At 64.7% G+C, this 12,403-nt stretch carries 14 protein-coding genes and 1 tRNA gene; 11 read left to right on the top strand and 4 right to left on the bottom strand.

Annotated features, from left to right (window positions below):
* The first annotated feature begins 198 nt into the window (after positions 1-198).
* Together SMA01S_RS09280 and SMA01S_RS24815 are read left to right on the top strand one after the other, a co-directional pair.
* On the top strand, positions 199-609 hold the full coding sequence (locus SMA01S_RS09280; protein WP_066820614.1) for a SufE family protein: 411 nt from the start codon (positions 199-201) through the stop codon (positions 607-609).
* Between the two features lie 69 nt (positions 610-678).
* The gene (locus SMA01S_RS24815) at positions 679-852 is read left to right on the top strand and encodes a hypothetical protein (protein ID WP_169804221.1); all 174 of its coding nucleotides are present in this window, start codon (positions 679-681) and stop codon (positions 850-852) included.
* A 164-nt stretch (positions 853-1,016) separates the two neighbouring features.
* On the opposite strand, the gene SMA01S_RS09275 is transcribed toward SMA01S_RS24815, so the two are convergent.
* Complete coding sequence (locus SMA01S_RS09275; RefSeq protein WP_066820611.1) at positions 1,017-1,337, bottom strand: DUF2218 domain-containing protein; 321 nt, start codon at positions 1,335-1,337, stop codon at positions 1,017-1,019.
* 85 nt (positions 1,338-1,422) lie between these two features.
* Complete coding sequence (locus SMA01S_RS09270) at positions 1,423-2,016, bottom strand: PadR family transcriptional regulator (protein ID WP_066820609.1); 594 nt, start codon at positions 2,014-2,016, stop codon at positions 1,423-1,425.
* Positions 2,017-2,177: 161 nt separating this feature from the next.
* Between SMA01S_RS09270 and SMA01S_RS09265 the strand changes: the two genes are divergently transcribed.
* From SMA01S_RS09265 to SMA01S_RS09240, 6 genes are all read left to right on the top strand, one after another.
* On the top strand, positions 2,178-3,512 hold the full coding sequence (locus tag SMA01S_RS09265) for a replication-associated recombination protein A (RefSeq protein ID WP_066820607.1): 1,335 nt from the start codon (positions 2,178-2,180) through the stop codon (positions 3,510-3,512).
* Complete coding sequence (locus SMA01S_RS09260; protein WP_066820605.1) at positions 3,493-3,846, top strand: MmcQ/YjbR family DNA-binding protein; 354 nt, start codon at positions 3,493-3,495, stop codon at positions 3,844-3,846. Before SMA01S_RS09265 ends, SMA01S_RS09260 begins: the two co-directional genes overlap by 20 nt.
* The gene (locus SMA01S_RS09255; RefSeq protein ID WP_066820604.1) at positions 3,846-4,190 is read left to right on the top strand and encodes a hypothetical protein; all 345 of its coding nucleotides are present in this window, start codon (positions 3,846-3,848) and stop codon (positions 4,188-4,190) included. The genes SMA01S_RS09260 and SMA01S_RS09255 overlap by 1 nt, the downstream gene beginning before the upstream one ends.
* The gene (locus SMA01S_RS09250; RefSeq protein WP_066820731.1) at positions 4,180-5,052 is read left to right on the top strand and encodes a hypothetical protein; all 873 of its coding nucleotides are present in this window, start codon (positions 4,180-4,182) and stop codon (positions 5,050-5,052) included. The genes SMA01S_RS09255 and SMA01S_RS09250 overlap by 11 nt, the downstream gene beginning before the upstream one ends.
* Before the next feature lie 43 nt (positions 5,053-5,095).
* Positions 5,096-5,171, top strand: a tRNA-Thr gene (locus SMA01S_RS09245).
* 147 nt (positions 5,172-5,318) lie between these two features.
* Positions 5,319-5,900 carry a hypothetical protein gene (locus SMA01S_RS09240; protein WP_066820603.1) on the top strand — a complete coding sequence of 194 codons (582 nt, stop codon included), beginning with the start codon at positions 5,319-5,321 and terminating at the stop codon, positions 5,898-5,900.
* A gap of 55 nt (positions 5,901-5,955) precedes the next feature.
* Here SMA01S_RS09240 and SMA01S_RS09235 read toward each other — a convergent pair whose 3' ends face one another.
* Together SMA01S_RS09235 and SMA01S_RS09230 are read right to left on the bottom strand one after the other, a co-directional pair.
* On the bottom strand, positions 5,956-6,549 hold the full coding sequence (locus SMA01S_RS09235) for a hypothetical protein (protein ID WP_084250210.1): 594 nt from the start codon (positions 6,547-6,549) through the stop codon (positions 5,956-5,958).
* 119 nt (positions 6,550-6,668) lie between these two features.
* Positions 6,669-7,457: a class I SAM-dependent methyltransferase gene (locus SMA01S_RS09230; protein ID WP_218016862.1), complete on the bottom strand. Its 789-nt coding sequence runs from the start codon at positions 7,455-7,457 to the stop codon at positions 6,669-6,671.
* Positions 7,458-7,581: 124 nt separating this feature from the next.
* Between SMA01S_RS09230 and pdxR the strand changes: the two genes are divergently transcribed.
* The 3 genes from pdxR to SMA01S_RS09215 all read left to right on the top strand — a co-directional run bounded on the left by pdxR (position 7,582) and on the right by SMA01S_RS09215 (position 12,272).
* Positions 7,582-9,081 (top strand): MocR-like pyridoxine biosynthesis transcription factor PdxR, encoded by a 1,500-nt coding sequence (gene pdxR / locus SMA01S_RS09225; RefSeq protein ID WP_066820601.1) that lies wholly within the window; start codon positions 7,582-7,584, stop codon positions 9,079-9,081.
* Positions 9,082-9,246: 165 nt separating this feature from the next.
* The gene (locus tag SMA01S_RS09220; protein ID WP_157093878.1) at positions 9,247-10,032 is read left to right on the top strand and encodes a DUF3108 domain-containing protein; all 786 of its coding nucleotides are present in this window, start codon (positions 9,247-9,249) and stop codon (positions 10,030-10,032) included.
* A 176-nt stretch (positions 10,033-10,208) separates the two neighbouring features.
* Complete coding sequence (locus SMA01S_RS09215) at positions 10,209-12,272, top strand: S9 family peptidase (RefSeq protein WP_084250209.1); 2,064 nt, start codon at positions 10,209-10,211, stop codon at positions 12,270-12,272.
* Positions 12,273-12,403: the final 131 nt, after the last annotated feature.

The following is a 12,403-nucleotide window of genomic DNA, read 5'->3' as shown; positions in this document are numbered from 1 at the left end:
AAATCGGCCCGCCGCTTCGCGGTTGCCCGCAGGAGCCCGCCGAGCGTCGTCGCTTGCTTGCGCGTAGCTTTAAGCTACGCGTCTGCGCTGCGCTCCTTGTCGGCGGGCTCCTGCGGGCAATCACGATCCTCGTGGTAATTGAGTACGGGCCCTTAGGCGACGGTTGGATTGGATGGCGGGGACGCTATAGCGCGGACCATGCCCAGTCTTTCCGACCTGCAAGACGAATATGAATTTCTCGACGCCGACGATCGCTATCGCCTGTTGATCGATCTCGGCCGTGCGCTCGAAGCGATGCCCGAGGCGCTCAAGACCGACGCGACATTGGTGCGCGGATGTTCGGCGTCGGTCTGGGTCTATCCCACGGTTCGCGACGACGGCGCGCTCCATTTCCTGGCGGATTCGAACGCCGCGATCACTAAGGGGATCATCGCGCTCGTGCTGCTGACGGTGCAGGATCATCAACCCGCCGACATCCTGGCGACCGATATCGACTCCGCGCTGGCGCCGTTCGACCTGCGCAACCAGCTCAGCTCGAACCGCACGCAAGGCATTCCGAACATGATCGCGCTGATCAAGGCGACGGCAGAGCGGTACGCCGGGAACTAGACCAAGCGATGCTTGTTCCAGCCGCCTCGAAAACCTTCTAGGGCGCCCGGAAATCCCGGGAGATTCTTCGTGAAATTCATTCTGCTCAAGTCGCGCGGCGGCGATTATCTCGTGGTCGCGGCGAACATCGCCTATTTGCGTGCCGACGAGAACGGCCAGACCAAGGTCGGCATGGTCGGCGGCGACTCCCTGCTCGTCGTCGGCAGCATGGAGGAAGTCGCGGAGAAGGTGTTGGCTGGGTGATAATTCCTCCCCGGCACGGGGAGGGGGACCGCGCGGCGTGAGCCGCGTGGTGGAGGGGGCCCACGACAAACTAGCCGCACGCATGTGGCAACCGCATCGCGGGCCCCCTCCACCATCGCTGCGCGATGGTCCCCCTCCCCGTGCCGGGGAGGAGTTTTAGTCCCTCACACCGCCTGCCAGTCGAATGCCAACGGCGCCTCGCGAAAGGCGAAACGGTCGAGGTGGCGCGCAACGGCGCCTTTCAATCCTTCAAGCTGCTCATCAACGCTGGCGTCGATCCGGACGTCGAGAGCCTCGCCCGACGCATCGAACGTGACCAGCGCGTCGCCGGGCCAATCGGCACCGCGTGCGTCCTTGGGAAAAGTGACGGTGCCGTGATCGGCGGTGAACTCAACCGTCAGATTGTGCTGCCAATGCTTGCACAATTGCTGGAGATATTTGCTGGCGCTCGCGGTCGGCACCTTGGCGGTCGCGGAAACGGTCATGGGGGTCTTTCGATAAGGGGCCGGCGGCCGGGTCGATGCCCAGCCGCCGGCGGAGGATCTGCAAGCGGGTGATGCCGCTCACGCCTTACAGCCGCTCGATCTTCTGCGCGGCCTCGTCGAGCAACGCGACGACCTGGTGCAAGACCTCGTCGTCGACTTCGCCCGAGTTGAGCCGGTTGACCAGCACTTCGCGCAGATTGCCCATCGCGCGGCGGATCGATGTGGCATCGACCTTCTGCCGCTCCTCGCCGATCGCGCTCAGTCGGGCGATCAGCGCCGCGACCTGTTCGGCATTGGCTTCGAGCTCGGCAGTGCCGGCCTCGGTGACCGCGAACAGCTTCTTGGCGCCCTCGCTCTGCTGTTCCTGGATCAGGCCCATATCGTCGAGCAGAGTGATGGTCGGATAGACTACGCCGGGGCTCGGCGCATAGGCGCCACCGGTCAGTTCTTCGATCTGGCGGATCAGGTCGTAGCCGTGGCGCGGCTCGTCGGCGATCAGCTTCAAGAGGACGAGGCGAAGCTCGCCTCCGTCGAACATGCGCCGCGAACGGCCCTCGCCGCGCCCTTCACGGCCGCCGCCGAAACCGCGGCCATGCCAGCCGCGATGGCCCCAGCCGCCGCGCATCGCATGGTGTCCGGGATGGCAACCGCGGCCGCCATGATGATGATGAGAAAACATGGATTTCTGATTCCTTGGATGTTTCATGATGGCACCAAGATATATCTTAGGCCGATCGCGTCAAGATATATCTTAGAATAATTTTTGGTCGCCGACTCCGCGCCTCTGCCAGAACGATCGAACCGCTGGGATTCCCGCCCTTCCCACCCTATGTTCCCGTTATGGCCGATCTCTTCGCGGGCTTCGAACCCGAAGCCTCTTCCCAGGATGTCCCGAGCGAGAACGCGCCGCTCGCCGATCGGCTGCGCCCGCGCCGGCTGGAGGATGTCGTCGGCCAGGAACATCTGACCGGCCCCGAAGGCGCGATCGGGCGCATGGTCGCCGCAGGCCGGCTCTCGTCGATGATCCTGTGGGGCCCGCCCGGCACCGGCAAGACGACGATCGCGCGGTTGCTCGCCGATGCGGTCGGTCTGCGCTTCGTCGCGATCTCTGCGGTGTTCTCGGGCGTCGCCGATCTCAAAAAAGCTTTCGCCGAGGCGCGCGAGCATGCCCGGATCGGCAAGCGCACCTTGCTGTTCGTGGACGAAATCCATCGCTTCAATCGCGCGCAGCAGGACGGGTTCCTGCCTTATGTCGAGGACGGCACCGTCACGCTGGTCGGCGCCACTACCGAAAATCCCAGCTTCGAACTCAACGCCGCCGTGCTCAGCCGCGCGCAGGTGCTGATCCTGCACCGGCTCGACGCTACCGCGCTGGGCAAATTGCTCGATCGTGCCGACGAATTGATGGGCCGCCCCCTGCCCCTCACGGCCGAAGCGCGCGCGGCGATGATCGCCAGCGCGGATGGCGATGGACGCTTCCTGCTCAACCAGGCCGAGACGCTCTACTCGGTCGACTTGCGCGAGCCGCTGGATCCCGCCGGCCTCTCGGCGTTCCTCCAGCGCCGCGTCGCGGTCTACGACAAGGATCGCGAAGGGCATTACAATCTGATCTCCGCGCTGCACAAAGCGGTACGCGGCAGCGATCCCCAGGCGTCGCTTTATTATCTCGCGCGGATGCTGACCGCGGGCGAGGAACCGCTTTACCTGCTGCGCCGGCTGGTCCGCATGGCGATCGAGGATATCGGCCTCGCCGACCCGCAGGCGCTGGTGCAATGTATCGCCGCCAAGGACACCTATGACTTCCTCGGCTCGCCCGAGGGTGAGCTCGCGCTGGTGCAGGCGTGCCTCTATTTGGCGACCGCGCCGAAATCGAACGCGTCTTACAAGGCGATGGGCGCGGCGTGGCGGTCGGCGAAGGAAACCGGCTCGCTGATGCCGCCACAGAATATCCTCAACGCGCCGACCAAGCTGATGAAGGATATCGGGTACGGCAAGGGCTATGCCTATGACCACGACACCGAAGAAGGGTTCTCTGGATCGAACTATTGGCCCGAGGAAATGAACCCGCAGGCCTTCTATACGCCGACCGATCGTGGGTTCGAAAAGCGGATCCAGGAGCGGCTGGACTATTGGGACAGCCTGAGGCGGAGGGCCAATGACCGCGACGCTCGATAGCTGGGACGACGTGGTCGCCTTCGCGATGGCCCTGCCCGAGACCTATATGGAAAGCTTCTACGGTACTCCCTGCCCCAAGGTGAACAAGAAGGCGTTTGTTTCGCCGGGGCGCGAGGCGGACAGCTTCCACGTGATGAGCCCGCACGACGAAAAGGCGGCGCTGCTCGACACCGACCCCGACACCTTCTGGCAAACGCCGCATTATGAAGGCTGGCCGGGCTTGCTTGTGCGCTACGGGTCGAACGATCCCGAGCGTGTCCGCACCGTGATCACCCGCGCGTGGTGGGATCGCGCGAGCAAGGCGCAGCGGGCGGGTTTTGGCGACCGCCCCTAATGACCTGGGACGAGATCGCCGCGTTCGCGCTGACCTTGCCTGGCGTCGTAATGAAACCGGTAGCGAAGGGCGCACTGGCGCCAACCGTCCGCGGCAAGCAGATCGTCGCCAGGGGTCGCGCACCGGGCAGCATCGCGTTGCGCGCCACGCGCGAGGAGATCGACTATCTCAAGGAAAGCGATCCGGACACCTTCTGGCAGACGCCGCAATATGAAGGCTGGCCGATCGTGTTGGTCGATGTCGAGCGCGCCGACCCGGAACGACTGAAGGCGCTGATCGAGCGTGCATGGTGGGATCGCGCATCGCTCAAGCAACGGGCGGAACGTGGCAGCGATCGCCCCTGATCATTTCCAGCACTATGCGGCGATCGACTGGTCGGGCGCGGTTGGCCCGGTGCAACGTGGCATCGCGGTGGCGATCTGTGCGCGCGGCCGGGGTGCGCCCGAACTGATCAAGCGACCCGGCGGGTGGTCGCGGTCGGCGGCACTCGACTGGCTGCGCGACGGCATGCCCGACAGCACGTTGGTCGGGCTCGATCTCGGCCTGTCGCTGCCATTCGTCGATCGCGGCGCGTTCTTTCCGGGGTGGGCCGACAGCCCGGCCGATGCGCGGGCGTTATGGGCATTAGTCGACTTGATCAGCGCCGATGATCCACATTTTGCCGCATCGACCTTCGTCGATCACCCCGAGGCCTCGCGCCATTTCCGCCGGCATGGCGGACGCGAAGGCGACCAATATGGCGGCGGCCGCGGCCGGCTGCGCCTCAGCGAGATCGAGCAGCGGCTTCAGGGGCTGAACCCGTACAGCAACCTCAATTTGGTCGGCGCGGCGCAAGTCGGGAAATCGAGCCTGACCGGGATGCGCGTGATGCACCAGCTGGCGGGCAAGCTTCCGATCTGGCCGTTCGACCCGGCACCGGCGCAAGGATCGCTGATCGTCGAAATCTATACCAGCCTGGCCGCGATCGCCGCCGGGCGGGCAAAGGGGCGCACCAAGATGACGTCGATCGAGGCGCTCAACATCGCGTTGGAGACGATCGGCAGCGCGCCGGTGACGGGGAGCGGCGCGATCGACGATCATAGCGCCGACGCGCTGCTGACCGCGGCATGGCTGCGCGCCTATGCGCCTCGCCCGGAATTATGGTCGCCCGCGGGCCTGACCCCCGACATCGCGCGAACAGAGGGCTGGACCTTCGGCATCACCTGACGCATGGGAGCGCGCAGCTGATTGTCGGGATCGCACCCCGAGGGCCGGTTTAGCTCAGCTGGTAGAGCAGCGGTTTTGTAAACCGAAGGTCGCGGGTTCGATTCCTGCAACCGGCACCATCCCAACATTCGTCGCGACCAAACTAGCGCGACGCGCTCGCCGGGCACGAACCTTGCGACGGGTGGCCCAGGCAGATTTCCCGCAAGCGGCTCTTCGAAATCCCGACCGGCGCGGCGTAATCGCGCTGGCACTTGGGAGATGATTTCATGAACATTCGCGCTCTGGCCCTCGGCATGGTCCTGACGCTGGGCGGCTTGCCGGTCTATGCCGGTCGCGCTGCCGATGTGGTCGTCACGCCGCCCGCACCGCACGACGGGACGCACGACTTCGATTTCCACATGGGCGTGTGGAAGACGCATATCTCGCGGCTGATCCACCCGCTGAGCGGGTCGTCGGAGTGGACGGCCTATGACGGCGTATCGACAGTCCGGTCGGTGTGGAACGGCAGGGCCAGCCTGTTCGAGCTCGAAGCCAGCGGTCCGGCCGGCCATCTCGAAGGGGTCGGCTTGCGACTCTACGATCCGACCGCGCGTCAGTGGAACCTCAACTGGACCAACAGCAGTATCGGAAGGCTCGACGCGCCCATGATCGGCGAATTCCGTGACGGTCGCGGCGAGTTTTACGGTCCGGACACGTTCAACGGCCGGACGATCCTCGTGCGCAACGGTTTCTACGACATCAAGCCGAACTCGTCCCGCTTCGAGCAGGCCTTTTCCGCCGATGGTGGCAAGACCTGGGAAACCAACTGGATCATGACCTTCGATCGCGCGACGGCGACGGACAAGTGACACGGCGAATGGCGGGCCGGAACACGCTGGCCCGCCACGTTGGCACCGGTTCTGGTCAGGATGGCGCCCGAGTATCGTCCGCGATCCAATTCACTTCCCAGGTCTTGCCGCCGTCGGCGGAAAAGGCCTGTTCGAAATGGATCGCGTCCTTCGATCTTATTGTGATGACGAAGCGCACGAAAATCGCTCGGCCGCCCAACGTATCCTGCTGGTAGAATTCGCCGCGACCGTCGCGGAAACCACCAATCGTGGGTGCGACCATCTGACCGTCGGCTCGGTTGGAAAAGTTCAACCCCCATTGCCGGGTTTGCGGGTTGTACAGGCGAAGCGACAGCCCCTCGAAATGGCCGGCCGGCCCATCGGCCACCAGCTCGACCAGATTGGCCGCGCCGCCCCAGACCGGCCGGACGGTCGTCGTGCCGTTATACTCGACCCAGGTCTGTGACCCCGTCAGCGGGCGAAGGCGGCGCGTCAGATGCGTCTTCCACACACCGATCTCGAAGTCGAAATCGTGTTCGCCCGCGGTCAGCACCGCCGCGGTCACCGCCGGCGGCCGCGCGTCGGATTCGCCGGCGGCATCAGCAGGTGACGCATAACCCTGCGTCGCGACGCAGATCATCGCGGCGACACCTATTCCCAGCTTCGACATCGACCTCTCCTCCCTGATCACACCGCCGAATCCACTCTCTGGCTCGGCGTTTTATTCCTGACATCATGGGAGAAATTGCGCCGGATGCCCAGATGTCCTTGGCTGCCAATCCGCTCCCGTCAGCGCAGTGGCCGTCTGAACTTGAAAATGAACTGATCGGTGTGCCCGCGAATAGCGGCGTTGAACGGACCCGCGGTATGCGGATCGGCGGGATTGGCGAGAAGGTCGCTGCTCCCAACGAACTCGAAGCCCGCGGCTTCGACCTCGCGGCGAACCGTCGACGGTTCGATGCGATGCAGCGTATCGGTGACGTCCGCCGGCGATCCTTTCGCGGCGACATGATCGAGCACGATATAGACACCGCCCGGCTTGAGCGCGGCATAGACCGCGCGGTTAAAGGCCTTCATGTCGACCGGCCCCATGAACGGGTCGTGGAGATCGTGATAGTTTTGCGAAATCCAGAACAGGTCGAGCTTTTCTGGATAGCGCGCGACGTCGATCGCCGATCCCGCCGTCACGGAGACATTGGGGTGCTTGACGATATAGGCCTGGATGTCGGCGATCCCTTTGACGATGTTCTCATATTGAAACAGGCTCGCCGGCACGCTCGCATAGACGTGGCCTTGGGCGCCGACGATCGCGGAAAATAGCCGCGTGAAATAGCCGTTGCCCGCGGCGTAATCCGCGACCCGATCGCCCGGCTTGACGCCAGCAAAGGCGAGCACCTCGCCGGGCTTTCGGTTGGCATCGCGCTCGACATCGGCCGCCGGGCGCGCCGAATCGGCGATCGCGGCGGCAATATCGCTCGGTATCGGCCCGTTTCCGCGCGCATCGACTGCCGGAGCGGTCGCGAGCAGCATCGAAAACCCGGCAGCCAGTCCAATTCGCCGAACGGTTTGCGCCAACATGCCGATAGCCTCCGATTGCCTTGATGTGTCCCGCCTCGCACCTATGCTGGCGACGAGCGGGAATTGAGGGCCAGTCGGGACAAAATCGGTTGGTCCACTTGGCCAGGTCCGGCAAAAGGCTGCGATGAATCCATTGTTCGAGTTGCGGCTGGAGCGTGGCGGCGACGGCACGCGCAATTCCGCGCGCAGCATCTATGAGCAGTTGAAGGCCGCGATCGTGGAGGGCCGGCTCGCGCTCGGCGCGCGGCTGCCCGGCACCCGCCAATCGAGTGCGTTTTTCGGCGTGTCGCGCAACACCGCGACCGACATCTACGAGCGGCTGATCAACGACGGCTATGCGGTCAGCCGGCGCGGCTCGGGCACCTATGTCGTCGACGCCCTGCCGATGGCGCCGTCGTTCGATGCCGACCAGGATGCCCCGACCGACGATCCGAGGCTGAACGGTTTCTGGTTGAGTGAGGAAACGCGCGCGGCGATCGGCTTCTGGCGCGATGAACCTAGGTCCGGCAATGCCACCGGCAAGGGGATCGCCGCGGACTTTCGCCCAGCCATGATCGATACGCGGCTCTTCCCGATGGACCTGTTCAGGCAGATCAGCGTCAAGCAACTGCGGCAGCTCGAGAACCAGCCGCCCAGCTTTAAGAGCGCACAGGGCAATCAGGGCAATTTCCGGCTGCGCGAGGCGATCGTCCGCCACATCGCCCTGACCCGGGCAGTGCCGTGTCGCTCGCAGGACGCGCTCGTCACGTCGGGCGCGCAACAGGCGTTCGACATCCTCGCGCGGACGCTGGTCACGCCGGGCAAGACCGTCGTCGCGATCGAGGATCCCGGCTATCCACCGATGCGCGTCGCCTTCGCCGCGGCTGGCGCGACGATCGTGCCGATCGAAGTGGATGACGAGGGGCTGATCGTCGATCAGCTGCCGGCAAACACGAACATCATCTGCGTCTGTCCGTCGCATCAATTCCCGATCGGCGTCACCATGTCGCCGCAGCGCCGCGCGGCATTGGTGGCATTCGCCCGCGCCAATGGCGCGGTGATCGTCGAGGACGATTATGACGGCGAATTCCGCTACGAAGGCAGCCCGGTAGAGGCGTTGAGAACGGCCGATGCCGCCGACCTCGTCTTCTATGTCGGCACCTTCTCCAAATGCATGCTGCCCTCGCTGCGGCTTGGCTTCATCGTCGCGCCGCCCTGGGCGATGCGGACTTTGGTCGCGGCGAAAAACTGCCTGGACTGGCATTGCCCGATCCCGACCCAGATGGGGGTCGCCGGGTTCATTGGCGAAGGGCATCTGACACGCCATGTGCGCAAGATGCGCGGCGTATACGACCAGCGGCGGCGGCTGATCATGTCATTCATGACCGAGCATCTGGGTGAGTGGTTCGATCCGGTCCCGCCACTTTATGGCATGCATATCGCGGCGCTGACGCGAGATGGCGTCGATGTCGAGGCGGTGACCGCCGGCCTGTTCGCGAGCAACGTCAAAATCCACACGCTCGACCGCTATCATCTCGGGCCGCCCAAGCGACGCGGGATCGTGCTAGGCTATGGCGTCGTCGACCTCCCCGAGATCGAGCACGGCCTATCGCAACTGCACAAAACGTTGCTCCGTGCGGCCTAGGCGCCCCACCCGGCGGCGCGACTGGATACCATTCCTGCGGGCTTCGAGCCTTCACTCAACTTATCCGATTTCATCCCTAATATCTTGACACGCATGCAATGCTTTGCTGGTGTATCACATCAATACAACACCTCCACTTGCTGCAGAAAGGCCGGTATGCACGCGATGAAAGTCCTCACCGTATTTGCCCTGAGCCTGGCCTTTGCCGCACCGACGCAGGCCGACACGATGCGCCTCGAGGTTGGCAAACCGCTGGCCCGTTTCGCCAAGCTGCGTCCCGGCGTGCATCGCTATATACGCTATACGGTCGGCGTGGATGGCAGCCGTAAGGCGATCGACATCTGGCAACGCACGGTCAGCTTCGGCCCCGATACGGAAGGCCGGCCCGACGCGTTGCACATCACGCAGCGTTGGGACCGGGCCGATGGCAGCAGGATATTGATCCAGGACAGCTGGTTTGACGCACGCACCTTCACGCCGCGCACGCACGTCCGTCACACCGTGAAGGACGGCAAGGACGATTATGCCGGGTACCGGTTCGACACCGCTCAGGTAGTCGGCATGGCGGACCTCGCCAATAACAGCCGCAAGGACTTCGTCATGGCGCTGCCCGAGCCGTCATACAATTTCGAAACCGACATGGAGTTGTTTCAGACGCTGCCGATGGCGAGTGGGCGGATCTTCAACATCCCCTTCTACGATGCCGGCATCGACAAGCCCGCACGCTATAATTTCGTCGTGGCGGGGTCAGAGACGATTCCCGGGCCCGACGGACGCCCGATCCACTGCTGGCTGGTCACTGCCGATTATAATACGGGCAAAATCGGGGCGCGATTCTGGTTCGCCAAGTCGAACCAGGTGCTGATCCACGAGGAGGCGCCGATGGATGGAGGCGCCACGCTGGTCAAGACCCTGCTTCCCCCGGAAGCGGGAGACGCGAAGGCCGCTTAACTGCCCTTGTTCGGCGATCGATGTTCGCGGGTTTCAGGTGCCGGCCTCCCAATCGCAGTAGGATAGTCGCGTCGCATTTACCTGCCATATCTCGGGGAAAGAGAGTCATAACCGCCAGGCATAAGCGGCGAATCGAATGCTTGCCCGGCGCGTTTTTCTGATCCTAGCCTGTGCCGATGAAGCTGCATCCCGCCTGGCTGGCATCCGCCTTGCTCGTTCTTTCCGTCGCTGCCGTGCCGGCACTTGGCGGGCAATCCGCGACACGCGATGGTCAGCCCGCCGACGCACTGGCATCCAATCTCGCGCTGCCCTTCGCCAGCGATCTCACGGGCGCGCGCCGGGCGCCTGTTTTCGCCTGGATCGAGGATGTGGCGGGTGCGCGCAACGTCTGGGTCGGCGGTCCCGACATCCCGGCACATCCGCGCACCGCCTATAGCGGCGACGAAGGCATCGAGCTCTCCGAGCCGCAATTGAGCCAGAACGGCCGCCGCCTCCTCTTCGTGCGCGGCGGCGACGCCGAGTTTCCTGAAGGCGGTGCCCCGAACACCGGCATCGCGCTCGAGACACCCGAGCAGGCGCTGTTCGTCGCCGATGTGGCGGGATCGCAGGCGCCGGTGAAGATCGGCCCAGGCCATGGCGCGGCGTTCAGCCCGGACGGCGCGCGCGTCGCGTATACGCGCAAAGGCGAGATCTGGCTGTGGGGCGACGCCGCCGCGGCACGTCGGCTCGCCACCGTCGCCGGCTCGGTGGAGGATTTGCAATGGTCGCCGGACGGCAGGCAATTGCTGTTCACCGAACAGCGCAAGGGCCATAGCTTTGTCAGCCTGCTCGATGTCGAGCAGCGCTCGCTCCGCTATATCGGGCCGACCCTGGGCCAATCGAGCGATCCGACCTTCTCTCCCGATGCCCGGCAAGTCGCGTTCTTGCAGTTTCGCGGTCCCCCCGCGGACCTGCCGGACAGCAGCGCCTCCTTTTGGTCCGTGCGCATAGCCGACCTGGCAAGCGGCGCCGTCCGCACGATCTGGTCGGCGCCCGGCGGCGAAGGTGGGCAGTTCGCGGGAACGCGCGGCCGCAATCTGTTCTGGACCGCATCCGGTCATCTGCTGTTCCCGTGGGAGCGCACCGGCTGGATGCACATCTATGCGATGCCGGCCGCGACCGGCGGCACACCGCGCGACCTGACGCCGGACGCCAACGAGGTCGAGACTTTCACCCCGACGCCGGATGGCAAGGGGATCGTCTATGCCGCCAACGCCGGCAATCTCGATACGCGCCAGCTCTGGCGCACCGCGATTGAGGGCGGCAAGCCGGCGCAGCTAACCCAGGATGACGCCTTCGTCTTTCGACCGGTGTTCGGCGGTGATCGGCTGGCGGCGACCGCGACCGATGCCCAACGTCCGGCGCACATGGTGCTGGTCGACGGCATGAAGCCGCTGGGGGCGGTGGCGATCGCGCCCTCCTATTCCAAGCCCGAGACGATCGTCTTCACCGCCACGGACGGCATGCAGGTCCATGGCCAATTGTTTCGCGGCAAGGGCCCAGGTCCCCACCCTGCCCTGATCTTCGTCCATGGCGGACCGCGCCGCCAGATGCTGCCGGCGTTCAACCCGATGCATTATTATTCGAACGCCTATGTCCGTAATCAGCAGTTCGCGGCGCTCGGATATACGGTGCTGTCGGTCAATTATCGCGGCGGCACCAATTATGGCCGCGCATTTCGCGAAGCGCCTGAAACTGGCCGTGGCGGCGCATCGGAGTATCGCGACGTGCTCGCCGGCGGCCAGTGGCTGGCGAAGCAGCCGGACGTCGACGCCAAAAGGATCGGCATATGGGGCGGAAGCTGGGGCGGCTATCTCACCGCGCTCGCGCTGGCGCGTGATAGCGACCTGTTCGCGGCAGGCGCCGATTTTCACGGGGTTCACACTTTGGTTCGGCCTGGCGATGCATCGCTGTCGCCCGATGCCGAGGTCAAGGCGCGCGAATTGCAATGGCAGTCCTCGCCGATGGGATCGATCGACCGTTGGAAATCGCCGGTGCTCATCGTTCATGGCGACGACGACAAGAATGTCGACCATGACCAGTCGCTGCTGCTGGCGCGCGAACTGACCGCGCGCGGCGTCCCGTTCGAGGAATTGAGCCTGCCCAACGAGCGGCACGAATTCTTCCGCTATGGCGACTGGCTGGCCAGCTATCTCGCGACGGAGGCTTTTTTCGCGCGGACGCTGAAGGCGGGGAAGTAGATCGATTGGCTTAATTCCTCCCCGGCACGGGGAGGGGGACCAAGGCGCGAAGCGGCTTGGTGGAGGGGGCCCACGACCAACGAGCAATAGGGGAGGAGTCCGCCGAATGGAGGGCCCCCTCCACCACTCGC

The organism is Sphingomonas mali NBRC 15500 (assembly GCF_001598415.1).
GTDB classification, from domain to species: Bacteria; Pseudomonadota; Alphaproteobacteria; order Sphingomonadales; family Sphingomonadaceae; genus Sphingomonas; species Sphingomonas mali.
This window is presented reverse-complemented; position numbering and strand designations above follow the sequence as displayed.